The 23,089-nt window shown below is 62.4% G+C and carries 34 protein-coding genes; 13 read left to right on the forward strand and 21 right to left on the reverse strand.

From position 1 onward, the window contains the following. Nucleotides 1–16 precede the first annotated feature (16 nt). A complete protein-coding gene (locus tag Q9K02_RS00310) occupies nucleotides 17–412 on the forward strand; it encodes a hypothetical protein (protein ID WP_305931078.1) in 396 nt (131 codons plus the stop codon). Between the two features lie 35 nt (nucleotides 413–447). Further along, entirely contained in the window at nucleotides 448–849 is a 402-nt protein-coding gene (locus Q9K02_RS00315) for a YidH family protein (RefSeq protein WP_305931079.1), read from the forward strand. On the opposite strand, the gene Q9K02_RS00320 is transcribed toward Q9K02_RS00315, so the two are convergent. The 5 genes from Q9K02_RS00320 to gluQRS form a co-directional block, all read right to left on the reverse strand. Further along, the gene (locus Q9K02_RS00320; protein ID WP_305931080.1) at nucleotides 846–1,208 is read right to left on the reverse strand and encodes a hypothetical protein; all 363 of its coding nucleotides are present in this window, start codon (nucleotides 1,206–1,208) and stop codon (nucleotides 846–848) included. The genes Q9K02_RS00315 and Q9K02_RS00320 overlap by 4 nt on opposite strands. Nucleotides 1,209–1,423: 215 nt before the next feature. After that, nucleotides 1,424–2,296, reverse strand: a complete 873-nt coding sequence (locus Q9K02_RS00325; RefSeq protein ID WP_305931081.1) for a 3-hydroxyacyl-CoA dehydrogenase NAD-binding domain-containing protein — start codon at nucleotides 2,294–2,296, stop codon at nucleotides 1,424–1,426. A 70-nt stretch (nucleotides 2,297–2,366) separates the two neighbouring features. After that, nucleotides 2,367–2,945 carry a cob(I)yrinic acid a,c-diamide adenosyltransferase gene (locus Q9K02_RS00330; protein ID WP_305931082.1) on the reverse strand — a complete coding sequence of 193 codons (579 nt, stop codon included), beginning with the start codon at nucleotides 2,943–2,945 and terminating at the stop codon, nucleotides 2,367–2,369. A 21-nt stretch (nucleotides 2,946–2,966) separates the two neighbouring features. After that, the gene (locus tag Q9K02_RS00335) at nucleotides 2,967–3,197 is read right to left on the reverse strand and encodes a hypothetical protein (RefSeq protein WP_278329604.1); all 231 of its coding nucleotides are present in this window, start codon (nucleotides 3,195–3,197) and stop codon (nucleotides 2,967–2,969) included. 12 nt (nucleotides 3,198–3,209) lie between these two features. After that, nucleotides 3,210–4,040 carry a tRNA glutamyl-Q(34) synthetase GluQRS gene (gluQRS, locus tag Q9K02_RS00340; RefSeq protein ID WP_305931083.1) on the reverse strand — a complete coding sequence of 277 codons (831 nt, stop codon included), beginning with the start codon at nucleotides 4,038–4,040 and terminating at the stop codon, nucleotides 3,210–3,212. 102 nt (nucleotides 4,041–4,142) lie between these two features. Here gluQRS and Q9K02_RS00345 point away from each other — a divergent pair, with 102 nt between their 5' ends. Further along, nucleotides 4,143–4,751, forward strand: coding sequence for an HNH endonuclease (locus tag Q9K02_RS00345; protein ID WP_305931084.1), 609 nt, complete (start codon nucleotides 4,143–4,145; stop codon nucleotides 4,749–4,751). 116 nt (nucleotides 4,752–4,867) lie between these two features. Beyond that, nucleotides 4,868–5,143: a hypothetical protein gene (locus Q9K02_RS00350; RefSeq protein WP_278329601.1), complete on the forward strand. Its 276-nt coding sequence runs from the start codon at nucleotides 4,868–4,870 to the stop codon at nucleotides 5,141–5,143. Nucleotides 5,144–5,242: 99 nt separating this feature from the next. Here Q9K02_RS00350 and Q9K02_RS00355 read toward each other — a convergent pair whose 3' ends face one another. From Q9K02_RS00355 to dksA, 8 genes are all read right to left on the reverse strand, one after another. After that, a complete protein-coding gene (locus Q9K02_RS00355) occupies nucleotides 5,243–5,518 on the reverse strand; it encodes a hypothetical protein (protein WP_305931085.1) in 276 nt (91 codons plus the stop codon). Between the two features lie 109 nt (nucleotides 5,519–5,627). After that, nucleotides 5,628–6,845, reverse strand: coding sequence for a kynureninase (gene kynU, locus Q9K02_RS00360; RefSeq protein ID WP_305931086.1), 1,218 nt, complete (start codon nucleotides 6,843–6,845; stop codon nucleotides 5,628–5,630). After that, nucleotides 6,842–7,489, reverse strand: coding sequence for an arylformamidase (gene kynB, locus Q9K02_RS00365; RefSeq protein ID WP_305931087.1), 648 nt, complete (start codon nucleotides 7,487–7,489; stop codon nucleotides 6,842–6,844). Before kynB ends, kynU begins: the two co-directional genes overlap by 4 nt. Beyond that, nucleotides 7,486–8,277, reverse strand: a complete 792-nt coding sequence (locus Q9K02_RS00370; RefSeq protein WP_305931088.1) for a tryptophan 2,3-dioxygenase — start codon at nucleotides 8,275–8,277, stop codon at nucleotides 7,486–7,488. The genes kynB and Q9K02_RS00370 overlap by 4 nt, the downstream gene beginning before the upstream one ends. A 63-nt stretch (nucleotides 8,278–8,340) precedes the next feature. Continuing rightward, nucleotides 8,341–8,760: a DUF4112 domain-containing protein gene (locus tag Q9K02_RS00375; protein WP_278329596.1), complete on the reverse strand. Its 420-nt coding sequence runs from the start codon at nucleotides 8,758–8,760 to the stop codon at nucleotides 8,341–8,343. Nucleotides 8,761–8,765: 5 nt separating this feature from the next. Continuing rightward, on the reverse strand, nucleotides 8,766–10,226 hold the full coding sequence (locus Q9K02_RS00380; RefSeq protein ID WP_305931089.1) for an ABC transporter substrate-binding protein: 1,461 nt from the start codon (nucleotides 10,224–10,226) through the stop codon (nucleotides 8,766–8,768). Between the two features lie 76 nt (nucleotides 10,227–10,302). Further along, nucleotides 10,303–10,674 carry a PilZ domain-containing protein gene (locus Q9K02_RS00385; protein ID WP_305931090.1) on the reverse strand — a complete coding sequence of 124 codons (372 nt, stop codon included), beginning with the start codon at nucleotides 10,672–10,674 and terminating at the stop codon, nucleotides 10,303–10,305. Nucleotides 10,675–10,782: 108 nt separating this feature from the next. Next, nucleotides 10,783–11,244: an RNA polymerase-binding protein DksA gene (dksA, locus tag Q9K02_RS00390; RefSeq protein WP_278329593.1), complete on the reverse strand. Its 462-nt coding sequence runs from the start codon at nucleotides 11,242–11,244 to the stop codon at nucleotides 10,783–10,785. A 281-nt stretch (nucleotides 11,245–11,525) separates the two neighbouring features. On the opposite strand from dksA, the gene Q9K02_RS00395 reads away from it, so the two are divergent. Then, on the forward strand, nucleotides 11,526–11,855 hold the full coding sequence (locus Q9K02_RS00395; protein ID WP_305931091.1) for a hypothetical protein: 330 nt from the start codon (nucleotides 11,526–11,528) through the stop codon (nucleotides 11,853–11,855). Between the two features lie 3 nt (nucleotides 11,856–11,858). Here the strand turns inward: Q9K02_RS00395 and Q9K02_RS00400 are convergent, their stop codons facing one another. The 5 genes from Q9K02_RS00400 to Q9K02_RS00420 are packed head-to-tail and all read right to left on the reverse strand — an operon-like array spanning nucleotide 11,859 to nucleotide 15,108. Next, the gene (locus tag Q9K02_RS00400) at nucleotides 11,859–12,998 is read right to left on the reverse strand and encodes a GNAT family N-acetyltransferase (protein WP_305931092.1); all 1,140 of its coding nucleotides are present in this window, start codon (nucleotides 12,996–12,998) and stop codon (nucleotides 11,859–11,861) included. Then, nucleotides 12,995–13,756 carry a glycerophosphodiester phosphodiesterase family protein gene (locus Q9K02_RS00405; RefSeq protein ID WP_305931093.1) on the reverse strand — a complete coding sequence of 254 codons (762 nt, stop codon included), beginning with the start codon at nucleotides 13,754–13,756 and terminating at the stop codon, nucleotides 12,995–12,997. Before Q9K02_RS00405 ends, Q9K02_RS00400 begins: the two co-directional genes overlap by 4 nt. Beyond that, nucleotides 13,740–14,195 (reverse strand): RidA family protein, encoded by a 456-nt coding sequence (locus tag Q9K02_RS00410; protein WP_305931094.1) that lies wholly within the window; start codon nucleotides 14,193–14,195, stop codon nucleotides 13,740–13,742. Before Q9K02_RS00410 ends, Q9K02_RS00405 begins: the two co-directional genes overlap by 17 nt. Beyond that, a complete protein-coding gene (locus Q9K02_RS00415) occupies nucleotides 14,192–14,821 on the reverse strand; it encodes an HAD family hydrolase (protein WP_305931095.1) in 630 nt (209 codons plus the stop codon). Before Q9K02_RS00415 ends, Q9K02_RS00410 begins: the two co-directional genes overlap by 4 nt. After that, nucleotides 14,818–15,108 (reverse strand): DUF3572 domain-containing protein, encoded by a 291-nt coding sequence (locus Q9K02_RS00420; RefSeq protein WP_305931096.1) that lies wholly within the window; start codon nucleotides 15,106–15,108, stop codon nucleotides 14,818–14,820. Before Q9K02_RS00420 ends, Q9K02_RS00415 begins: the two co-directional genes overlap by 4 nt. A 51-nt stretch (nucleotides 15,109–15,159) precedes the next feature. On the opposite strand from Q9K02_RS00420, the gene Q9K02_RS00425 reads away from it, so the two are divergent. From Q9K02_RS00425 to Q9K02_RS00445, 5 genes are all read left to right on the forward strand, one after another. Continuing rightward, on the forward strand, nucleotides 15,160–15,528 hold the full coding sequence (locus tag Q9K02_RS00425; RefSeq protein ID WP_305931097.1) for a response regulator: 369 nt from the start codon (nucleotides 15,160–15,162) through the stop codon (nucleotides 15,526–15,528). A 111-nt stretch (nucleotides 15,529–15,639) separates the two neighbouring features. Then, nucleotides 15,640–15,882 (forward strand): acyl carrier protein, encoded by a 243-nt coding sequence (locus tag Q9K02_RS00430; protein ID WP_305931098.1) that lies wholly within the window; start codon nucleotides 15,640–15,642, stop codon nucleotides 15,880–15,882. After that, nucleotides 15,882–17,132: a serine palmitoyltransferase gene (spt, locus tag Q9K02_RS00435; protein WP_305931099.1), complete on the forward strand. Its 1,251-nt coding sequence runs from the start codon at nucleotides 15,882–15,884 to the stop codon at nucleotides 17,130–17,132. The genes Q9K02_RS00430 and spt overlap by 1 nt, the downstream gene beginning before the upstream one ends. Before the next feature lie 97 nt (nucleotides 17,133–17,229). Next, nucleotides 17,230–17,925: a hypothetical protein gene (locus Q9K02_RS00440; protein ID WP_305931100.1), complete on the forward strand. Its 696-nt coding sequence runs from the start codon at nucleotides 17,230–17,232 to the stop codon at nucleotides 17,923–17,925. A 290-nt stretch (nucleotides 17,926–18,215) separates the two neighbouring features. Beyond that, entirely contained in the window at nucleotides 18,216–18,647 is a 432-nt protein-coding gene (locus tag Q9K02_RS00445; RefSeq protein WP_305931101.1) for an OsmC family protein, read from the forward strand. Between the two features lie 45 nt (nucleotides 18,648–18,692). On the opposite strand, the gene Q9K02_RS00450 is transcribed toward Q9K02_RS00445, so the two are convergent. Continuing rightward, a complete protein-coding gene (locus Q9K02_RS00450) occupies nucleotides 18,693–19,541 on the reverse strand; it encodes a sterol desaturase family protein (RefSeq protein WP_305931102.1) in 849 nt (282 codons plus the stop codon). Between the two features lie 117 nt (nucleotides 19,542–19,658). On the opposite strand from Q9K02_RS00450, the gene Q9K02_RS00455 reads away from it, so the two are divergent. From Q9K02_RS00455 to Q9K02_RS00465, 3 genes are all read left to right on the forward strand, one after another. Beyond that, on the forward strand, nucleotides 19,659–20,294 hold the full coding sequence (locus Q9K02_RS00455; RefSeq protein WP_305931103.1) for a Crp/Fnr family transcriptional regulator: 636 nt from the start codon (nucleotides 19,659–19,661) through the stop codon (nucleotides 20,292–20,294). A 93-nt stretch (nucleotides 20,295–20,387) separates the two neighbouring features. After that, on the forward strand, nucleotides 20,388–21,407 hold the full coding sequence (locus Q9K02_RS00460; RefSeq protein WP_305931104.1) for an amidohydrolase family protein: 1,020 nt from the start codon (nucleotides 20,388–20,390) through the stop codon (nucleotides 21,405–21,407). A 185-nt stretch (nucleotides 21,408–21,592) separates the two neighbouring features. Next, on the forward strand, nucleotides 21,593–21,895 hold the full coding sequence (locus tag Q9K02_RS00465; RefSeq protein WP_305931105.1) for a hypothetical protein: 303 nt from the start codon (nucleotides 21,593–21,595) through the stop codon (nucleotides 21,893–21,895). A 131-nt stretch (nucleotides 21,896–22,026) separates the two neighbouring features. Here Q9K02_RS00465 and Q9K02_RS00470 read toward each other — a convergent pair whose 3' ends face one another. Further along, entirely contained in the window at nucleotides 22,027–22,326 is a 300-nt protein-coding gene (locus Q9K02_RS00470) for a hypothetical protein (protein ID WP_305931106.1), read from the reverse strand. A gap of 91 nt (nucleotides 22,327–22,417) precedes the next feature. After that, nucleotides 22,418–23,071, reverse strand: a complete 654-nt coding sequence (locus Q9K02_RS00475; protein WP_305931107.1) for a YqaA family protein — start codon at nucleotides 23,069–23,071, stop codon at nucleotides 22,418–22,420. Between the last annotated feature and the right edge of the window lie 18 nt (nucleotides 23,072–23,089).

Raw genomic sequence — 23,089 nt, forward strand, 5'->3', positions numbered from 1 at the left:
TGTAATATTGCGCACGATGGAAGACGGTCTACTCACGACGCACGGCAAGAAGTTGCTGATGATCGGCTTGTTCCTCTGGTTCGTCGCCGTAATGATCGGCGGGGAGGACGATCCGGGTCTGCTTGCTCAGCAGGTGGACGCTTCGGGGAATGGTCCTGCAAGTGCCGCCGCTTACGAACCTGCTCCGCAAGACGCCATGAAGGTAACGCAGGCCCCGTCTGCGGCACCCCGACCCAGCAGGCAAGACGATGCCGCGCTGGATGCATGGTATGCCGCGTCGGATGCGGGGAGCGACTGGGGTACCCCGCCCGAACCGCAAGCGCCGCAAGTTGTGGAGCCGCGCCCTGTCGATGAAAGCCATCTGATCGACGACACACAGCCTCTGGTCGTTACCGCTCCCGAAGTCCGCTAGCGGAACCTTGCTCGCCGTCCACCGCTTATACCGGCATGGCGCAGGACGACCCCCCGAAAAAATCCGACAAGAGCACCGAGTGGGCAGAGTTCCGCACGGACCTTGCCGAAGATCGCAACATCATGGCGATGGAGCGCACATTTGCCGGCTGGATGCGGACGGCGTTCGCCGCGATCGGCATCGGCCTCGGCTTCAGGGCGCTGTTCGGCGCATGGGACCCGTCATGGATGCCCAAGCTCATCGCGACGGTGTTCATTCTCGGTGGTGGGTGGCTTGCGGTAAAAGCAGAAAGGCGGGCATGCAAAACGCTGGCCCGCCTGGATACGCATAAATTCGAGGCCATCTCGACCATGAACTTCCGCGCGATGGCCTATGCTGTGGCAACTGGCTCGGTTGTCCTTAGCATCGGTCTCTGGGTGATGACCGACAACGGTTAGGTGCCGTCTCCCTGCAGGCCATCCGGCTTCTTGTCTTTGCCGTACTTATCGACATTGTCATCATGGTTCGGCTCACCCTTGTAGGCATCCATGTCGATCCGGCCCGAGCTTTCCATGTCGCGCATGTGATCGATCGTGTCCTGCGTCGAATCGCCCATCAGGCCTGACTTGTTGTCGCCCTTGACACTTTCGGTCGGCGAGGTGGTCTCGGTAGTGGTCGACTGCGCTTCCTCGGCGACTTCCTGCGCCTGGTTGCGGTGATCGTCCTGCTCGTCATTGTGCATCTCGGGCGCCAGATTAGCCATGCGCGCCTCCTTGCTTTCGCCGACGGGGGTGTTGGTCTTGGTGGTATCGCTCATCGCGGGTGATCTCCTTTGCAGGGTCAACGGCGTGGCGGGGGCGGGGGTTCCGCTTTTGTTGGGTGCGCCTTCGACATCCGTCTAAGGCTTGCGGCTCCAGCCCACTCCCCCACCCAGCCACCCACGGCACTATACTGATTGGGTGGCCGGGTGGGGGAGTGGGCTGGAGCCGCTGCAAGGTCGGGACGGATGTCCCGACCGCACGCAAACCAAAATCACCTCGTCGCGACAGGCTCGTCGCCCGAGTAGTCGTAAAACCCGCGCCCGGTCTTGCGGCCGAGCCAGCCGGCTTCGACGTATTTCACAAGCAGCGGCGCGGGGCGGTATTTAGCGTCGCGGGTGGTCTTGTAGAGCACCATGATGATGTCGAGGCAGGTGTCCAGCCCTACGAAATCGGCCAGTTGCAGCGGCCCCATCGGGTGGTTGAGGCCGAGCCGGCAGCCCTTGTCGATGTCTTCGATCCCCGCCGTCGACTGGCCGAGCACGAAAACCGCTTCATTGATCATCGGCAACAGGATGCGGTTGACTACGAAGCCGGGCTCGTCTTGGCTCAGCACCACCTGCTTGCCCAGCCCTTCGGCGAAGGCGGTGATACGGTCGGTGGTGGTCTGCGCAGTGGCGAGGCCGGGAATAACCTCGATCAGGCCCATCACCGGGACGGGATTGAAGAAGTGCAGGCCGATGAAGCGCGCCGGGTCGGGCGAATAATTCGCCATGCGCGTGATGGGGATGGAACTGGTGTTCGACGCCATGATCGCGTCCGGCGCCAGCACTTCGCCTGCCTTCTCGAAGATAGCCTGCTTGATTTCTTCCTTCTCGGTCGCCGCCTCGATGATGATGTCTGCATGGGACATCGGCGCGTAGTCGCCCACCGGAGTGATCCGCTTCAGCGTCGCTTCGGCATCGGCAATCTCGATCTTGCCCTTGCCGACCAGCTTGCCGAGTGCCTTGTCGATCCCGGCGTGTGCCTTCTCGGCGACTTCGAGGCCGACGTCAGCCAGCAGCACTTGCATGCCATGCGCGGCCACTGTCTGGGCGATCCCCGACCCCATCTGTCCGGCGCCGATAATGCCGATTGTCTTGCTCATCGAAAATTCCTTCGCACTTGCAGCAAAGCGCTTGCACTAGCGAAGGCGGCAGGGGCTGGCTAGCCGCGTTTCAGCGGTTCTGGCCTGGCACCCATTTGACGTCGTCCGTTCCGTCGCGATTGGCAACGCGGGCGAGCACGAAGAGATAGTCCGACAGGCGGTTGATATAGGCGAGCCCCTGGGGATTGGTGCGAACTTCGGCGGCCATGGCCGTCATCGCCCGTTCGGCGCGCCGAACGGCGGCTCGCGCGATATGCAGCCGCGCCGCGCCCTCGCTGCCGCCGGGAAGGACAAAGCTCGTCAGCGGTTCCAGCCGATCGTTGGCCCTATCGATCGCCTGCTCCAGCCAGGCAACCTGCTTGGCGACGATCCGCAGCACCATCTCGGATGGTGCGAAATCGTCGCCATCCGCGGCAGGCGTCGCCAGATCGGCCCCAAGGTCGAACAGGTCGTTCTGGATACGGAACAGATCGTCGGCATAGCCGCTCTGCGCCAGTGCTACGGCTGCATGGCCGAGTGCGCTGTTGGCTTCGTCCACCACACCGATCGCTTCCATGCGTGCATCGTGCTTGGGCAGGCGCGATCCGTCGACAAGGCCGGTCGTGCCGTCGTCGCCGGTGCGGGTGTAGATCTTGTTTAGCTTGACCATGTCGCGCGGGCCTGGCCGCACTCAGTTGGCGATAGCGAGGATGATTGCGACCACCGCGATAGCCAGCGCCTGGTATTTCACGCGGGCGAACATCGCGCGGTTCTGCGCCAGCTGCATCTCGGTCGCATCGACCTGCTCGCCGCTTTCGAGATCGACCTTCGTGCTTTTCAGGAACGCCACGATGCCGCGCACGAGGCTGACGACGACGAGGATCATGAGGACGACGAGGACGATGGCGAGGAATGTGTTCATGGTGCCCATGACTTAGGTGCTGGCGAGCGAAATACCAGCCGGAAAACGGTGCAAGCGCAGTTGCTCGGCAAGCAACAGTCCATCCTCGCCACTGTTTCTGCGTTCCGCCAGCGACGGCGAGCCACGGCGCTTGGCGAGCTTCTTGCCGCTCTCGTCCATCAGCAGCCCATGATGATGCCAGCTTGGTACGGGCAAGCCGAGCAATGCCTGGAGCAGACGATGGACGTGGGTCGCGGGAAACAGGTCCTGGCCGCGTGTGACCAGCGTCACGCCGTCCGCTGCATCGTCGAGCGTCGCGGCGAGGTGGTAGCTGGCCGGCGCATCCTTGCGAACGATCACCACATCACCGGCTTCGCGCGGGTCTGCTGTCATGCATACGGCAAGCTCGTCTTCCCACTCAAGATCGCCGGCGCGCGCCATCGCGCAATCGACATCGAGGCGCAAAGCCGCTGGTTTCGCGGGATCGAGCAGGCGGCCCTTGCAGGTGCCTGGATAGACCAACCCTTCCGGTCCCAGCCGTGGTTTCAAGGCTTCGATTTCCGCCCGTGTGCAGGTGCAGGGATAAAGCAGTCCTTTCTCCAGCAGCTCTCGCGCAGCCTCGTCATAGCTCTCCAGCCGGGATGATTGCGTTGGCACTTCGTCCCATTCGAGCCCGAGCCATTCGAGGTCGCGGCGGAATTCGTCGGCCAGTTCCGGCCGCGATCGCGCGCCGTCGATATCTTCTATCCTCAGCAGGAATTGCCCGCCCCGCTCCTTCGCCAGATCGTGCGCGACAATCGCCGAATAGGCATGGCCGAGATGCAGCGGACCGTTGGGACTGGGGGCGAAGCGGGTGACGGCCAAGCTGTCGATCCTCGGGACAAGTTTGTGGATAGCCTGTCTGTAACAGTCTTGACGCTTCCCGATGCAAGTGCATTTTCAGATCCATCGGGAGGAGCGTGTCGCATGTTCAGGGCCGAACTGCTGGAGAGGGCCGCAAGGTTTCGAAGTAGTGCCGAGGATCCGACGCGCAATCTGCAGTCGTGTCCGTCCCTCGTCTTGAATGCCGATTACACTCCCCTTTCCTACTACCCGCTCAGCCTGTGGCCCTGGCAAACCGCGATCAAGGCGATCTTCCTCGACCGCGTCGACGTGATCGCCAGCTACGAGCGCGAGGTCCATTCGCCCAATCTCGACATGAAGATCCCCAGCGTGATTGCGCTGAAGCAATATGTGAAGCCGAGCGAGTTTCCCGCCTTCACGCGCTTCAACTTGTTCCTGCGCGATCGCTTCAGCTGCCAGTTTTGTGGCGATATGGGCAATCTCACCTTCGACCACGTGATCCCCCGGCGTCTCGGCGGCAAGACTACGTGGGAAAACATCGCCACCGCCTGCGCGCCCTGCAACCTCAAGAAGGGCGGGCGCACACCGCAGCAAGCGAATATGCAACTCTACGCCAAACCGATCCGGCCGACGCACTGGCAACTGCAACAGCACGGCAAGCAATTCCCGCCGAACTACCTGCACGAAACCTGGCGTGACTGGCTCTATTGGGACATCGAACTGGAAGAGTGATCTTTTGGTCGCAGTTCAGTGGATTCGCGATCACGGTGCGATTCCGGCTTATCCGGCTCAAACAGCGATAGTATTTAACGGTCTGCACCAAATCCGGTGCCGGGAAACCAGTGTCTATGAATCGATTGCTTATGGCCGGTCTCGTACCGGCGATTGCGGCCTTGTGCGGCTGCGTGTCGATGGCAACCAATCAGGCAAGCAACAAGCTGGCCGATCTTTGTGAAGCGAAGGGCGTAGATGCGCGCATTGCTGCTCCCACTGCGGAAGTACAGGGCGGAATGTTCGGCAATGTCGTAGTCACAGGCGATTGCATTGGACCCGGCGAGGAGGGGTACGAGGATGCGATGACGATCGAGGAGTACCGGGCCAGCATCGGCAAGAAACCAAGCTGAACCGTCGCTTCGTCCTCCTTTCTCGAAAAGAAAGCGGCGCCGGTCCGAAGACTGGCGCCGCCTGAATTCCCGCTGGTAATATTCCAGCAGGCCAGCCGATTACATGCCGGTTTCGTCCATTGCGCCTTCGTCGACAGCGTCTTCCGCTGCGTCGCCGGCTTCACCCATGGCGTCGGCTTCGGCGTCGAGAGCTTCTTCAGCTGCTTCGTCGCCCTGTGCTTCGGCGAGGTCGGCCTGCTCTTCAAGCAGGTCTTCCTGCGATTCGGCCTGCTGTTCGACCAGATCTTCCTGAGCTTCCTGCTCGCTTTCGGCGCAGGCGCCGAGCGCTGCGAATGCGAAAGCCGAAGCGACGAGAGTTACGTGGTTGAATTTCATGAGGTATCCCCTTGATTCTGCCCAATGTGGCAGGTGGCGCAATTGTGGCGAAAATAAGGAGGTCGGTCAAATCCGAAATGTGCGATTGCGACGAAGCGAGCCTTGCAACTCAGGTGACAGCAGCCCGTTCGCGAAATTCCGCACGTTGCCATTCGCCGGTTTCGAGCACTTCCGCCAAATGGCGCACGGCTTCCGCCATGTCGGCAAAACGCAGATAGGCGGGCGCGAAGCCGAAGCGCAGGATGTCGGGATCGCGAAAATCGCCGATCACCCCCCGGGCGATCAGCGCCTGGCAGATCGCATAGGCTTCCGGATGGCGGAACGATAGCTGGCTGCCGCGCTTCGCAGGATCGCTCGGGCTAACGAGATCCATATCGAGGTCCGCTTCGGCGAGACACTGCCGGAAAAACTCGGACAAGGCCTGTGACTTCGCATGAAGCCGCTCGATGCCGATCTCGGCAATCAGGTCCACCCCGACCTCCAGCGCCGCAAGGCCGAGGATGCCGGGTGTGCCGCACAGCAGGCGATCAACCCCCGGTGCGGGCTCGTAATCGTCGCTGAAGGCAAACGGACGGGCATGGCCCATCCATCCGCTCAGCGGCTGGCGTACATCGCCGTGATGCCGCTCGGCGATAAAGGCGTAGGCCGGCGCGCCGGGGCCGCCATTGAAGTATTTGTAGCCGCAGCCGACTGCGAAATCCGCTCCGCAAGCGTTCAGATCGATCGGGAGCGCGCCGCCAGAATGCGACAGGTCCCACAGCACCAGCGCGCCCGCCTGGTGCGCGGCTTCGGTCAGCGCGGCCATGTCGAACAGTTCGCCGGTCTTGTAATGGGCATGGGTCAGCAGCAGCAGCGCGACGTCGTCGTTCAGCGCGTCGATCAGGTTCTCGCGCGATGCCAGCCCCCGCTCGGCAAGACCCTGCGCCTCAAGCCCTTCGATCATGTAGATGTCGGTCGGGAAATTGCCCGGCTCGCTTAGTACGACCTTGCGGCCGGGGCGCATCATCAGCGCCGCGCTGATCAGCTTGAACAGGTTCACCGAGACACTGTCGGCGACGATCACCTCATGCGGCTGCGCCCCGATCAGCGGGGCGATCTTCGCGCCGACGCGTTGCGGCAGGTCGATCCAGCCGGCGGCGTTCCAGCTGCGGATCAGCCCCTCGCCCCATTCGCCCTGCACTACTTCTACCAGCCGGTCGGGCGTTGCCTTCGGCAGGCAGCCGAGCGAATTGCCGTCGAGATAGATCACGCCTTCGGGCACGTGGAACCGATCGCGGTACTGTGCGAGCGGATCGCCCGCGTCGAGGATGCGCGCGCGCTCGATCATACGGCCAGCTCCCGCAGGATCGCACGGCACAGGCCCGCATCGCCGCCCGCCACTTTCAGTGGCAGCGCCACCAGCTCGTAGCGCCCCTCCGGCACTTCATCGAGCACCAGCCCTTCGAGGATGCGCATGTCGTGGTCCAGCACCGCCTTGTGCGCCGCCATCGTCTTGCTGTCCTGCGGATCGACGCTCGGCGCGTCGGTCCCGATCAGCTTGACGCCCTGCAGCGCAAGCCATTCGATCGTTTCGGCGGCTATCGCCGTGAAGCCGCTGTCCCACTCATCATGCGGGAAACGCGCGAAGGTGCGGAACAGTACGCGGTCAGCGCTTTCGATATGCGGCAGGTCGCCGACATTAACCTCGCCGCCGGTCACGCCGGTAGCGTCCACGACCAGGCACTCGCCGATATAGGGGTCGAGTTCCACGCTCGCGATATCCGGCGCATCGGCAGAGTAATGCAGCGGCGCATCGCCGTGGGTGCCCGAATGGGTGCTCATCGTCATCCGCCCGACATTGACCGGGGAGCCGTCCTCCATTTTCCAGGTCCGGTCGAAGGCGAAGTCGGTGTCACCCGGCCACACCGGCAAGCCGGGCCGCAGGGTTTGCGAGATGTCCCAGATCCGCCGCTTGCTGCGCCACGAGCTCATATCGCCGTCCTCACACTGAGCAGCTCCGGGAAGAAGGCGGCCTTCAGCACGCCTGCCAGATAAGGCACGCCGGGCGTCCCGCCGGTGCCCTTCTTGAAGCCGATAATGCGTTCGACCGTCTTCAGATGGCCGAAGCGCCAGCGCTGGAAGTGGTATTCGAGATCGACGAGCTTCTCGGCCAGTTCGTAGAGATCCCAGTGCTCCTGAGGATCGCGATAGATTTCCGCCCACGCGGCTTCGACCTCGCGAGAATGGTCCCAAGCCTCGTCGACCGGTCGGTCGAGCACGTCCTGCGGTATTTCGAAGCCTCGCCGCGCCAGCAGGGCTACCGCTTCGGCATAGATACTCTTGCGCGCCAGTTCCTCGCGCAGTTCCGCCGCGACCTTCGGCGTCGCCTCGTGCATAGTCACCATGTCGGGCTTCCGGCCGCCGAGCATGAATTCCATCATCCGGTACTGCGCGCTCTGGAAGCCGCTGGAGCTCCCAAGATGCGGGCGGATGGTCGAATAATCATGTGGGGTCATGGTGCTGAGCACCTCCCAACTCTGGATCAACTGCCCCTGCGCGCGCGCCACGCGGGCGAGCATCTTGAAAGCCGGGCGCAGCCGGTCTGCGATGATGCAGGCACGCGCTTCCTCCAGCTCGTGCAGGCAAAGTTTCAGCCATAATTCGCTGGCTTGATGGACGATGATGAACAGCATTTCGTCATGCGCATCGGAAGCGGGATGCTGCGCCGCCAGAATGCGGTCGAGATCGAGATAGCCGGAATAGGTAACGTCTTGCGCCATCCCTTCGCCCTAGCGCGCATTCGCGGCGTGCGAAACTGTGGGGGCGAAACTATGGCGGCGAAACTACCGGTCGATCACCATGGTGTGCGGATGGTGCTTGTCGAGATGCTTCTTCACGATTCGCAGGTTCCGTGTGTTCGACCGGAAGGCGAGGTCGAAGGCGTCGCCGACGAGGGGGACGGCACCCACCGCGCTGTCGAACGCGATATTGCCGGCCATGCGCCACAGCTTCCACTTCGGAATGCCGAGGTTGCGGGCTTCCCAGACGATGTACGCCCCCATGGCAGCCGTGACCACGTCGCCGATGACCGGGACAAGTCCGATGATGGAGTCCAGTCCGACGGGGTATTTCGTGCCCGGGATGGTAAAGCTGCGTTCGAGCAGGTGTTCCATCGCTTCAATCCGCTTGCGGATCGAGACGGGGTCGTTGCCCGTCGGCAGTTCGATGCCCATCGGGCGCAGGGGTTCAGGTCCATCGGCCATGCGTTCTAGATGGGAGCGCGCGTGAGCGGGAACAAGGGATGGACGTTCCAGCGGTTTTCTAGGAACCCGTCGACCTCACCGCGCACAAGGGACCACCGGATCGGCGCACCGAGCGGGATGTAGGTATTGGCCGCGAGCAATGCCGTCTCGGCTTCGGCGAGATAGGACTCTTCTTCGGCCAGATTGCGCGCATCGACCCCCAGCCCGACGAGATAATCGACATCTTCGAGGCATACCGCGGCGGAAACCCGGCAGTTGAACTGGTTGAGGAACCAGCGCGCTGCGCCGTAGCGAGCCACCCGGTCGCGCAGCGCAAGGTCCGCCTCGCGCCGATTCGCGCTGCGCGAACTGGCCACTCCGATCGTCGCAAAGTCCCGCGCCAGGGCTTCGAAGAGCAGGTCGGAGCCGGGGCCTTCTGGCAGCCAGATCGATACTGTCGGCACATCTGCTTCGCCAGCGCGCCATTGTTGGACGCGGGCGGACGCCGTTCCGCGACGCTCATCGATGGACTGCCCCTCCCAACGTTCCGGCACTGTCCCCGTATCGCCCGGCAGGTCCGGCGATACGATCCGCGTCGTCGGGATCCAGCCGCCGATATTGAAGGCGCTCATCAGGGTCGATCGGTCGATTGCCATGGCAAGCGCTTCGCGGTTTTCGGCCTCGGCAAGAAAGCCATTGCGACGCTGGACGTCGAGGCCGAAAAGGCCAAGTGCCGCGTCGAGCCGGATCGTGCCGCGGCTGAGCGGTCCGACATCCGCCAGCGGCAGCGAGGCCAGGTGCCCACCCAGAACCAGCTCGTAACGCCCCTCGGCGAAGCCCTGGGTCGCCGCGCGAGCATCGACGGCAGAAATCTTCACCGCCGCAAGCCCTTCGTCCCAATCCGGCTGGCTCGGCAGGCCGCGGCTTTCAGGCGGCATCGCCTCCAATAGCACGCCGCCATCCTCGCCACGCACCGTCATCGGCCCTGCCTGCGCCCCGTCGAGCACCAAGCCCAGTTCCGGCTGGGCCAGGAGCTGCAACAGGTCCGGCATCGAACCACGGAGGCGGATTTCGATGACCCGCCCCGTCATCGCCCGCACTTCGCGGATTTTTGCAAGGTCTAGCCCGAGCGAGGTGCCTTCGAGCCGGCTCAGAACCGCAACGAGATTGTCGCGCACCGCCTGAGCGGTCAGGCGGGTTCCGTCGGGCAGGTCGAATTCGCGAATGCGGAAAATATAGCTCGATCCGTCGTCGGTGACGATCCAGCGTTCGGCGATCGCCGGAACGACCGCTCCGTTGGCTGACAGGGCGACCAGGCCTTGTGATTGCGCAGCGCGAACATGTTGCGCGGCAGGTCCCAGACGCAGCCCGTCGGCGTCCAATTCCTCCTCGCTCGAAATGAATGCGACGTCGACGATACCGTCATCGATCCCGCTCGAACAAGCCGCGAGGAGAATCGTCGCAAGGAGAGCGAAAGCGGAGCGCATGGCTTTCGCCTAGCAGGGAGATATGATTGCGTCAGCCGCGAGTTTTGCGCGGCCCAATCGTAAGTAACGGACGCCCTCAGACGACCCGCAGCGGCCCATCGCCATGCCTAGGAGCGGCGGCAATCGATCGGGTAAACCGCGGACTGCTGGCTCCTTCGGTATTGCCGACAGGAGCACGGGCAACGCGGGGATCGATTTTGGTATCGAAAGAGATTCCGAAACGGTCTCCTTGCACCCAAGCGATGGTGCCCTTTACCGCCTCGAGATTGCGCAATCTGATAGTGAGCCGTTCGCCGCGAGCAGTCGAAATCGGGGCTTCTGCCATCATGCCACCGGCAGACAGATTACGCACTTTGACCCGGACCGGATCCGTCTGGCCTTCGAATTCCAGCTCTGCAAAGAGAAACAGGCTGTCGCGGCCGACATTTCTGGTTTCCACAGAATGCATTGCTGGTTTCGACTCCGTTTCTGCGCTTGATTGCCGACATCGGATGCCGGTCGATGGTGGATAGGCGCTAACGGTTAACAGTCGGCAAAGGATTGCCGTCGAAAAAAGTCAGTCGTCTCGAGAAACCTTCTCCCGTCGTTCATGCGCTTCCTGCGCTTCGACGGTCATGGTCGCCACGGGACGCGCAATCAGCCGTTTCAGTCCGATCGGATCGCCGGTTACCGCGCAATAGCCATATTCGCCTGCGTCGATGAGCCGGAGGGCGGAGTCAATCTTGGAGATCAGCTTGCGCTGGCGATCTCGAGTCCTGAGCTCGATGCCCCAGTCGGTTTCCGACGAGGCACGATCGTTGAGGTCGGGTTCGCGGATCGGACCATCCTGCAGCGACTGCAAGGTCTGGCCCGCAGCATCGTGGATCGATTTTTTCCAGTCGAGCAGCAGTACACGGAAATAATCGAGTTGGCGCTCGGACATGTATTCTTCGTCTTCGCTCGGCGTATAGTTTGCGCCGATCGCGGCCTTCGCTTCCGCAAGCCTTTTTTCCGTGTCGCTGTTAGCCAGTGAGGCCATTCGCTTTCTCACCCAAATACTGCACTCGGATCGCCGTCGTCCTGCAGGCCCGGATGTTTCCGGTGCCTCGCCGTCCCGATTGGCGCGGCCTATAGGCAAGCACCCCTATGCACACAAGCGGCAATCCCGACCTGTCCGCCGTTCACCTTCCGGACGGTGCAAAAGCGCACCCGACGGCTGGCTGCGCGCAATTATTCGCGGCTCCGTTAACCTTTTATTGACCATAATTCGCGAACCCATGGAGACCGGCAGGGGGCCGGACAGAAATTGGGGGAATGACGATGGCACTGATCGGAATCGAAGGTGGCGCTGGCAAGATCGAACAGGGCGCAGTGGCGACGAGCCTGATTGCCCGCTCGCTCGAGGCCTACAGCAACGGCAATATCGACGCGCTCTATGCGCTGGGGGTGGCCTTTTCGACCGGCAGCCACGGTTGCATCTGCGACATGATCGAGGCGCACAAATGGTTCAACATCGCCGCGTCGAAGGGTCATGAAGAGGCCGCCTGGTGCCGCGCCGATGTTTCGGACGAAATGACCGCACGCGAAATCGCCGAAGCGCAGCGCCGCGCTCGCGAGTGGCTCGCCGACGGCCAGCGCAAAGTCGCCTGACACTTAGCCTTTCTTGAAGGGCGTGCGGTTCTGGAGATAGTTGCGGTCCGCAGCGACGCCCGCCCGCTCCCGCTCGAGGAAATCGGCGACCGCCTCGCGAAATCCCCGATCGGCGATCCAGTGGGCGGAAATCGTCTCGACCGGTTCGTAACCGCGCGCCAGCTTGTGACCGCCCTGTGCACCGGCCTCCACTCGCGAGAGGCCCAGCTCGATCGCCGCGTCGATCGCCTGATAATAGCACAGCTCGAAATGCAGGAAGCGGATATCGCGCGAGCAGCCCCAGTAGCGACCGTAGAGCGCATTGCCCCCGATGAAATTCAGCGCACCGGCGACCGGCTGGCCCTCCTGCAGAGCCAGCACCAGCAGGAGACGGTCCCCCATTCGTTCGGAGAAAAGATCGAAGGCCGCGCGTGTCAGATAAGGCCGTCCCCATTTGCGCGCGCCGGTGTCTTGATAGAAATACCAGAAGGCGTCCCAATGCTCGGGAGCGATCTCCTCGCCGAGTAAGCGAACGATCTCCACCTCGTTTTGCGCCGCTGCGCGTTCCTTGCGCAGATCCTTGCGCTTGCGCGAGGCGAGGCTGGCGAGGAAGTCGTCGAAATCTGCGAAGCCGCGATTGTGCCAGTGGAACTGGATATCCGATCGCAGCATCCAGCCGGCATCCTTGAAGAAAGCATGCTGGTCCGGCTCGACGAAGGTCGCATGGGCGGAGGAAAAGCCGTTCTGAAGGCAGAGTTGCTCGGCGGCCGACAGTAGCGGCGCCGTAAGCGCGTCGTCCGCCAAGAGCAGACGGGGCCCAGTTGCGGGCGTGAATGGCGCGGCGATTTGGAGCTTGGGGTAATAGCTTCCGCCTGCCCGCTCGTAAGCATCGGCCCAGCTGTGGTCGAATACATACTCGCCCTGGCTGTGGCTCTTGAGATAGGCCGGCATCGCAGCCAGCAGCGGACCGCCTTCCGCCGAAACGACGATAGGCGCGCTCTGCCAGCCGGTGTTCGCACCGACGCTGCCCGAATCTTCCAGCGCGGTCAGGAATTCGTGACGGACGAAGGGATTGTCGCCGGCCAGCGCGTTCCATTCCGATTTGTCGAATGCCCCGACCGAGCCCGCAACGCGGGCGGCAAGCTCTGTATTTCCCTCGCTCACCCGATGCCCTCGCCTTCCGCGATCAGTAGATCGGCGTTGGCCTGCGCGCGCTCTGCCAGTGCCGGAGTGCTCACGGTCCATGTCGCTATCGGTAGGCCCGCTTGCCGCAAGGCCGACACCATCGGATTGGGGAGCGCCTCGACATGATAGGCGAGAAACTCGGGCCGCGCCGCCCATAGCGTCAAGCGCCGCTGCCAGGCTTTCTGCGTGTAGCCCTTGTCATCCTCGCGCATCACCAGCCCCTGCACTGTCTTCGGGCTGTTCTTGCGAAACCAGCGCGATACACGCGGGTCGAAGCTCATCACGGCATGCAGGCCGTCATAGTTCTCAAGGCATTCGGCGACCGCCTCGCAGCTCCGCTCGACATCGTAGCCGCGCTTCGACTTGATCTCGACAAGGATCGGGACGCTTCCGGCGACCAGTTCGAGCAGGTCGGCCAAAGCGATCGGCGGCTCCTCGCCCTCCAGATAGCTCAGCGTCTTCCACTCTGCGGCAGTCAGGCTGGCGGATTTTTCCGGCCGCCCGATCAGGCGCGTGAAATCCCAGTCATGGAACACCATGGCGACATCGTCGGCGCTGCGCTGGATGTCGCATTCGATGCCGAAGCCTGCTGCGATTGCGGCGCGGAAGGCGCTGGCGGAATTTTCGATGCGGCCCGCGCCATGCAACCCGCGATGGGCATAGGTCCATTCGGCCAGCCAGCCGACCCGTCCCGGATCGAGCTGCGGAACGAAGCGCTGATCAAGCCTTGAGAGCAATGATCGCATCGACCTCGACTGCGGCATCGAGCGGGAGAACCGGCACGCCGACGGCGGCGCGGGCATGGCGACCGCAATCGCCGAAGACTTCGTACATCAGGTCGCTGGCGCCGTTCACCACCTGCGGCTGCTGGGTGAAGTCGGGCGTGCTGGCGACAAACCCACCGAGCTTCACCACCCGCTCCACCTTCTCGAGCAAATCGGCTTCGTTCAATTGGGCGAGGATCATCAGCCCACAGGCGCGGGCCGCCTCGCGCCCCTTCTCAAGATCGACTTCCGCGCCCAGCTTGCCGGTTACGACCTCACCCGAAACGAAGGGCAGCTGGCCCGAGACGTATGCCACCCCGCCATGAACGACGAGCGGCTTGTAGCTGGCCACTGGAGCGGCAGCTTCCGGCAGTACGATCTTCAATTCTTCGAGACGTTCGGCAATGCTCATGCAGGCTCCTTTTCCAGTCGTTCCATCAGCCAGGGCAGCGCATGGTCCCACGTATCGATCCGCGCGTCGGCATGGCCCGACTTGTGCGCGCAGTCGATGTGCGGGGCGATCATCGGCTCGCCGCAGAGATGGAGGGTGGTGATATCATCCAGCGTCTCGCGCGCCGAGCGGTGATGCTGCGCCAGATCGTCGATGAAAATCGCCTTGCTCGGCCGGTATTCGTCCAAGATCGCCTGCAGCGCGGGCCCCTTCGGACCCTGGTTGGTGAACACCCGCGCTTCCAGACCGTGATCGGCGAGCTGCTCGCGGCGCATCTCCTGCCGCTTGTCGACCAGATTAGTGAGCACCACGACATCGGCGTGGTCGGCCAGTGCGTTGAGGCCCTCGATCGCGCCGGGGATGGCGGTCTGGCGGTGCATCTCGGTATCGAAGAACCCGCCCAGCTTGCGCCAGATTTCTTCTTGCGGGAGCACCTCGCCGCTGTCCTGCCAGCGTAGCGCGCTGCCGAAGTCGTTGCCCTCCATACGGAATTCGACGCCCTGCGTTTCGGCAAGCCAGTCGCGGAAGGGCGAGACCATGTAGAGCAGGACTTCGTCGCAGTCGGAGATGATCAGCGGGCGGCTCATGCGGACAGCTCCCTGTGTGCAGCGATGAGGGCTTCGGGGGTGGTCTGCAGATTGTCCGCCGCCAGCACGAGGTCGGGTTCGTGATTGGCGAGGAATTCCAGCACGGCGGCCTGCACGGCGCGGTCCTCGATCCCGTGGCGCAGATGCTCCGGCGTGAGACCCGTCAGCGACAGCAGTCTCTCCGCCCGTGCTTCGTCCGCCAGCGCCCAGCCGAGCGCCTCCAGCGCCAGCACTTCGGGGGCGCGGGTTTCGCCATGTCTGTTCGATGTCTCGCGAATGATTGTCACGTCCTGTCGTTTTCCATATGGCGCAGCCGCAAGGCAAGGAGGCATCGCCGCGTGGCTAAGAGAATTCTGGTTGTCGAGGACAACGATCTCAATCGCAAGTTGTTCTGCGATGTCCTCAAAGCCAACGGCTATGAAGTCGTTCCCGTCGCCGACGGCTCCAACGTGGTGGCGACGGCGAAGAAATTCACCCCCCACCTCGTCATCATGGACATCCAGCTGCCGAACATCAGCGGGGTCGACCTGATCGCCCAGCTGAAACGCGACGCCGCGATGGCGGAAGTCCCGGTGCTCGCCGTCACTGCCTATGCGGGCAAGGGCGACGAAGAGCGAATTCGCGAAGCGGGGGCGGCGGATTACCTGGCCAAACCGGTCTCGATCACGCCGTTCATGGCCAAGGTGCGCGGCCTGATTGCGGATTGATCCGCGTCTTCCGGCGCGCGCGAAACCTTGACAAAGACCCCCTTAGACCGCTTTGCCGCGCGTCTATCGTGCAGCATTGACGCTGCCCACCAACAGAATTGGACCACCTGCATGGACCGCGCCGAAGTCGACACCAAAATCCGCTCGCTGATCGAGCCGTTCAACAAGAAGGGCGTGACGATCAAGGACGAGACGACCTTCCAGAACGATCTCGAATTCGACAGCCTGACGGTGATGGATTTCGTGGCCGAGATCGAGGACGAGTTCGACATAATCATCTCGATGAATCAGCAGGCCGAGATCGAGAATTACGGTCAGCTGGTCGACGCCGTGACCAAGCTGCAGGCCGACTGATGAGCGAGGGTATCAGCCAGCCGGACCAGCCGCAGGCAATCGAGGGCGAAGGCAAGGACCTGCTCTCGAAGTTCGACGACGTAATCGCGCTGCGCGAAGGGCTTTTGTCCAGCGGGCAGGAAGACCCTTTCAACCTGGTCATGGAAAAGGTCCTGTCGCCCACCCGTGCGATCTGCAACGGGCGCGACACCATCCTGCTCGGCACTTACAATTACATGGGCATGACCTTCGACCCCGACGTGGTCGAGGCGGGTAAGCAGGCGCTGTCCGATTTCGGTACCGGCACCACCGGCAGCCGCGTGCTGAACGGAACCTATCAAGGTCACAAGGAAGTCGAGCAGGCGCTGATGGACTTCTACGAGATGGACCATGCGATGGTCTTCTCGACCGGCTACCAGGCCAATCTGGGCATCATCAGCACCATCGCCGGAAAGGGCGACTACATCGTCCTCGACATCGACAGCCATGCCAGCATCTGGGACGGCTGCGCGTTGGGCCAGGCCGAAGTCGTGCCGTTCAAGCACAATGATATCGAGGCGATGGAAAAGCGCCTCAAGCGCATTCCCGAAGGCGCGGGCAAGCTGGTGATCCTGGAGGGCGTCTACTCGATGCTCGGCGACGTCGCCCCGCTGAAGGAAATGGTCGCGGTCGCCAAGAAATACGGCGCGATGGTGCTGGTCGACGAAGCGCATTCGATGGGTTTCATAGGCGAAAACGGCCGCGGCGTGGTCGAGGATGCGGGTGTGATCGACGATGTCGATTTCATCATCGGCACCTTCTCCAAGAGCGTCGGCACGGTCGGCGGGTTCTGCGTTTCGAACCATCCCAAGTTCGAGATCATGCGCCTCGTCTGTCGCCCCTATGTCTTCACCGCCTCGCTGCCGCCCAGCGTAGTGGCGACTGCCTGCACCTCGATACGCAAGCTCATGCACGGATCGAACAAGCGCGCGCATCTGTGGGAGAATTCAAAGAACCTCCACAAGGGCCTCAAGGACCTCGGTTTCAATCTGGGAACCGATGAACCGCAAAGCGCCATCATCGCAGTGATCATGCCCGACCTTCAGCAGGGCGCGGCGATGTGGGAGGCACTGATCCAGGGTGGGCTCTACGTGAACCTCGCGAGGCCGCCGGCGACGCCTGCCAACATGACGCTGTTGCGCTGCTCGCTCTGCGCCGAACACAGCGAGGAGGAGGTCGGAGAGATCCTCTCGATCTTCGAGAAAGCAGGCAAGCAGGTCGGCATTATCTGAGCCGTTCGGCCCGCATGAACCGCGCCTGACCGCGGGTTCACAACGCGTTCAATGCCCGCCCCCTAGACCGTCTCCAACGAATTCAGGAGATTACGGGATGGGACTATCCAAACGAACAGCGCTGGCGGTGGCCGCCGGCACTACCTTGCTCGGTGCCTGCAGCGTCGGATCCTACGGCGGATTGTCGGTCGGTAGCGCCGGATATTACGGCAACGGCTATTACGACGATCGCTATTACACCGACGGCTATTACGGCTGGTACGACGACTTCTATTATCCGGGCACCGGCTATTACGTTTACGACCGCGACCGCCGCCGCCATCGCTGGAATGCGCGCCAGCAACGCTACTGGCTCGCCCGCCGCGCCGCGGTCCGCGACCAGCGTCGCCTGCGCAACAATTGGGACCGGTGGGAACGCCGCGCGGAACGTCGGGCGGAGCGTAGGCGCGATTACCGGCAGGAGCGCAGAGCCGAACGTCGCCGCGAAGTCCGCCGCGAACGCCGGCAGGAAGCGCGCCGCGATTATCGCCAGCAGCAACGCGCGGAACGCCGCCGCGAGGCACGCCAGGAAGCGCGGCAACGCGTCCGCCAGCAAGCAAGACAGCAGCAGCGTCAGCAAGCACGCCAACAAGCCCGCCAGCGCGCCCGTCAGGAAGCGCGGCGCGAGGCTCGGCAGGAACGCCGACAGGACGCGAGGCGCGAAGCCCGGCGCGATCGCCGACAGGAGGCACGCAGGGACCAGCGTCGCGAGAGGCGCGAGAGGCGCCGGGATCGCCGCCGCGACGACGATTGATTGAACAGTGAAAGAGGGCGGCCATCGCGGTCGCCCTTTTCTTTTGGATGGTCACTGTAACCCGGCGGCATGGCGCGGCAGACCATGATGCAAAGACATCAAGGAGAAGTCCCATGTTCGCCATTACCAACAGCAGCCCGTTCACGACCCTTGCCGGAACCTCCGGCACCTTCGCAGCCTTCGTTTCGCTCGCAATTTCCTTCGCGCCTGCGGTCATGCACATGATGTAGGAAGAGGCGGAACCCTCTCACCTGCCGCTCGCTAAGGGGGGCGAAAGGAGTTTCCCAATCATGACCATCACAAAACACGGCAGCGCCACTTACGAAGGCCTCGGCAAGGACGGCAAGGGCCACGTCTCGACCGGCTCCGGCGCGCTCGCCGCCCAGCCCTACGGATTCCAGACCCGCTTCGAGGACAAGGCCGGGACCAATCCGGAAGAGCTGATCGCAGCGGCCCATGCCAGCTGCTTCACCATGGCCCTCTCGTTCAAGCTGGCCGAAGCCGGCCATACCGACGGCAGCGTCACCACCAGCGCCGAAGTCAGCCTGGAGAAGGACGGCGACGGCTTCACGGTGACCAAATCGGCGCTGTCCACCAAGGGCAAGGTCCCCGGAATGGACCAGGCGAAGTTCGAGGAGCTGGCCGCCGATGCCAAGGCGAATTGCCCGATCTCGAAACTGCTGAATGCCGAGATCACGCTGGAGACCGAGTTCGAAGGCTGATTGCTGTGCAGCCCGGCCGGGCGCGATGTCCAGCCGGGCCGCTAGTCAGGCGGCCTCGGGTGCCGCCTCCTCTCCAACCGGTTCGCAGGTCTCGCCCTTGTTCTCCTGGAAGATCGGCCACAGCAACTGTTGGCCGAGCGTCGCCGGGGCGAGGTTTTCCACCCCGTAGCTCTGCGGATAGGTGCGCGTGATCTTCGCGGTGCCGAACAGCACGTCCCAGAAAAACAGCAAATTCCCGTAGTTCCCCTTGTACTGCACCGCCGGATCGTCCGCATGGCGACCGTGGTGGGCGTGGTGCGTGGCGGGGGTCGAGATCGTGCGCTCCACCACCCACATGACGGGGGAGAGCCAGCCGATCCGGTAGAGCGGCTTGTCCCAGGCGACATCCGAATGTGCGCCGGTGATCACCAGCAGCTTCACCACGATATAGCCCGCATAGACCCAGCCCAGCCCCAGCCAGATCAGCACCCCCGACATCCACAGGCTCGGCATCAGGGCATAATAGATCACGTTATTCCGGTACACCAAGCGCACGCTCATGTAGCGCGCGTTATGATGCGCGCGGTGCAGGTTGTAGAGCCAATGCGTCGAATGGCTCGCGCGGTGCCACCAGTATTGGAGCATGTCGTCCGCGACCAAAAACAGCGCGATCGCCGCAAACACGTTCAGCCCAGATAGCGCGCCCGCATAGCTCGGCGCGATCATGTCGGCGATGGCGCCGGCCAAGAACAATACTGCGGGCTGGGTGACCGCCAACAGCATGGTCATGCTGACCGCCTCGACGATCCCGTCATCGCGGGTCTGCTCCGCCTTGCCGAACAGGTCCGAGCGCCACAGTTCGAGCGCGGCATAGCCGAAATAGATCGCGACGATCGCCAGGGTTGAGGTGGGCATTGCGGGTCTCCGACAAAATTGCGTGTGCTTGTCGATTCCCGGGATAGCCTTTACCGAAGCGAAAGAATGTCGGGATTTTTACAATCTTCCGCGACTCGGCGGTCGCTGGCCGCGCCGATGCTGTTCGCCAGCCTCGATACAGGCCTGCAGGCGCATCTGAAGCGTGGGGCGCGGCTGCGGCAATTCGCCGACGGGCAGATCATCCAGCAGCGCGGGCAAGTGGCCGATGGCTTCTGGCTGATCGAGGATGGCGCGGTCATGGTCGGCCAGTTCGGGCGCGATGGCGACTTCCGCGCAGTCGCCCTGCTCGGCCCGGGCGATTCCTATGGCGAGCTGGCAGTCTTCGCGCAGCGGCCGCGGATCGTCGACGCCGTGTCGCGCGGGGAAAGTAGCTTGCGGCTGATCGGGGCGAAGGCCTTCCTCGATGCGCTGGGGAATTACCCCGCCTCGATGCGCGCGCTGCTCGGCGCGCTGTCGGAGCAGTTGCAGGACACGCTCGGCCAGCTGGCCGGTATGCGGCGCGGGACCAACCCGGCGCGCATGGCGGGGCTGCTCGCCAATATGGCCGGCCCGGGCGACGGGCCTGCGAGCGTCGCCATCACCCAGCAGGAACTCGCCGAGCTGCTCGGCATCACCCGCGCCACCGCCAATGCGGCGCTGGGCGAATTGCAGAAACGCAAGCTGGTGACGCGCGGCTACGGCAGCATCGCGATCCCGGACCGCGCTGCGCTAGGGCTGTTTGCGCTGGAGTGAGCGACAAGGGTCAGGCTGCTTTTGGGTGGGAAGCAGACATCCGGCGGGTTTCTTGCTAAGTTGCCTATTCGGCATTGTCCGGGGAGATGACGAATGGTGCGTTTGAGGCTATTTTTTGCACTGGTCGCTGCATTGAATTTGGCTTCGGTGTCCAATGCGCAAACGCCCGAATATGAAGGGCCTGTCATCGATATGCATATTCATGCCTATCCTGCTGATGGGAATGGCCCTCCCGGAACTCCACTTTGCCCGAACATAGCGGAATTTCGGTACGATGGCAGCGTACCTTGGGCGCAGCACCTTATGACCAACATACTCGGTCGCCCTTGTGATCAGGCTATCGAAGGCTCCCTTACCGATGAAGCGCTGCGGGACGAAACCATCGCAGAGATGCGAGCGCGTAACGTACGGGGATTGTTGGGAGGGCCAGCCGATCGAGTAGATGACTGGGTGGCAGCCGCACCCGACCTTTTCTGGCCGGCTCGCCATCTCAACCTCTCTCGTGACGAAGAAGTTTCGCCCGACAGTCTTGAAGCAGAGTTCGACGCTAAACAGATCGTCGCTATCTCTGAAATAACCAATCAGTATGCAGGGATCATGGCAGATGACCCGCGAATGGATGCGTTCTGGGCAATGGCTGAAAGAACCGGCATGCCGGTTGGCATCCATGTGGGTCTTGGCCCTCCTGGCACGGCCAAGCTCTATCCTGAATTTCGCGTACAGCACCCCTCTCATCTCGAAGAGGTTCTAAACGCTTATCCCGATCTCCGCTTGTTTGTGATGCATGCCGGTTACCCTTTCGTTGCCGAGATGAAGGCTCTGCTCTACGTCCACCCGCAGCTGATGGTCGAAACGGGTGTGCTCCAGTTCGCATTGCCAGAAGCGGAGTATTCCTCTTTTTTGAAAGAGTTGGTTCAAGCAGGTTTCGCTGATCGGATAATGTTCGGTTCTGACCAGATGAACTGGCCCGGCGCGATTGGGTTAGGGATCGATGCGATCAATCGCGCGCCCTACCTTTCCACTGAGCAGAAGCGGATGATACTGCACGACAATGCCGCTCGTTTTTTGCGATTGGGCGAAGCAGCTTCTGGACGGCAGGGCAAGCAACACTGAAACTGCGATTCTGGACAGTAAACGATTGACCGCAATCGGGTCGTTTAGCCGAAGGTCCGCTTCTAATTCACCGTTAACTCGGTGAAAGCGGCTTTAGATGGGTGGTTAGCTGCCGTACCATTTACATGATAATTAGTGCAAAGGTTGCACGAAGCACTGCATGTCTAGCTGTTGGAGATGCTTGAATGCCCATTCCAAAAACGCCTCTAGAGGCTTTGGAGATTTTCAGAAATCCCGACGCGGATGATTGGGAGCGCGACTATGCCGCTCTCTTGATCCATTCTCTCGACGTAGCTTTGCCCGAGCTTGCAAAGGTAGCGAGCGACCCGGGTGCCAGCGAAATGCTGCAGCAGCGAGCCGCGGAGGTTCTGGGAGGGGCTTGGAGAGATCGCGGCATCCTCATGACAGCCGACATTTCGGGGTTTACGCCTATTGCCCGACAAGAAATCCTATTTCACCGCGGTGAAGGGCTGCCGTACCCGGGCTAATGTTGGATGTCCGCAATTGAGGCGCTCGCTGACCGTCCAGTTCTTGGCCAGTAGGGCGGTTAGCGGTCGGTCCGGTTGTGGTGCGCGCCACACGCTCATCGAAAGTCCGGAAATGGGTGGTTACCTGTCGCTCATACTGGGCGGACGGAAGCATACCAATCGTCAAATCGAGCGGCTAACACCATGTAGCGTTTTATCGAGCTATCGGTTGTTACGATTTCGCACAAACCTGCGGTGGGGGCAAACAGCATGAATAGCTTACCAAAGTCGGCGGTCTTTTCATGTGCATCCGAAATGTGTTCATTCAATTGCGCTAGTAAATCGCCTTGCGACGACCATTTACTATAAACGTGATCGAAATTCATCCTCGTATCCAAGACCCATTCCATTGTGTCTTCCAGTATCTGGGTGAGTTCGAGGTGCGCGTCCATATTTCTCGTTAATCACACACGGGGTTTATTTCAATATTCGTGTAAGGCCCCTTTAAGTCGTTAGCGGACACTCCCCGCTCCGCCTTGCGCATCAAGCCTTCGGATTGACCTCGGTCGCATTCGCGCACGGCCCGCCGTCCTCGTCCTCGCTGCCGCCGAGCTGGGTCAGCACCAGGATGCCGCCGATGACCAGCAGGACGAACACCGTGGTCACCGTGCCGAGATACTTGTCGATCACCCGCTTGATCGGGGCGCCGAAGACGCGGAACAATATGCCCACGGTCATGAAGATCAGCGCGCGGGCGAACAGGCTGGAGAGCACGAAGGTCACGAGGTTCATGCCGACGAAGCCGGCGGTGATCGTCAGCAGCTTGAACGGCACCGGCGTCGCGCCGGCGATCAGGATCGCTTCGAAATCGTATTCGCGCAAATGGCAGGCGGCGACGGGGAAGGCCTCTGTCAGGCCGAGCGTGCCGATCAGCCAGACGCCGACCGTATCGTAGAGCCCCCAGCCGATCGCATAGCCGAGCAGCGCGCCCGCCACCGAGGACAGCGTGGCGATGATCGAAAAGCGGATCGCCTTGTTCGGCTCCGCCAGGCACATCAGGCCGAGCAGCGGGTGCGGCGGGATCGGGAAGAAGCTCGATTCGACGAAGCAGAAGAACGCCAGCCACCATTCCGCATGGGGGTGCGAGGCCTTTTCCATGGTCCATTCGTACAGACCGCGCAGCGGTTTCATGAGCATGATGTTGGCAGGACCCCA

Origin of the sequence: Qipengyuania profundimaris (genome assembly GCF_030717945.1) — a bacterium.
GTDB classification, from domain to species: domain Bacteria; phylum Pseudomonadota; class Alphaproteobacteria; order Sphingomonadales; family Sphingomonadaceae; genus Qipengyuania; species Qipengyuania profundimaris.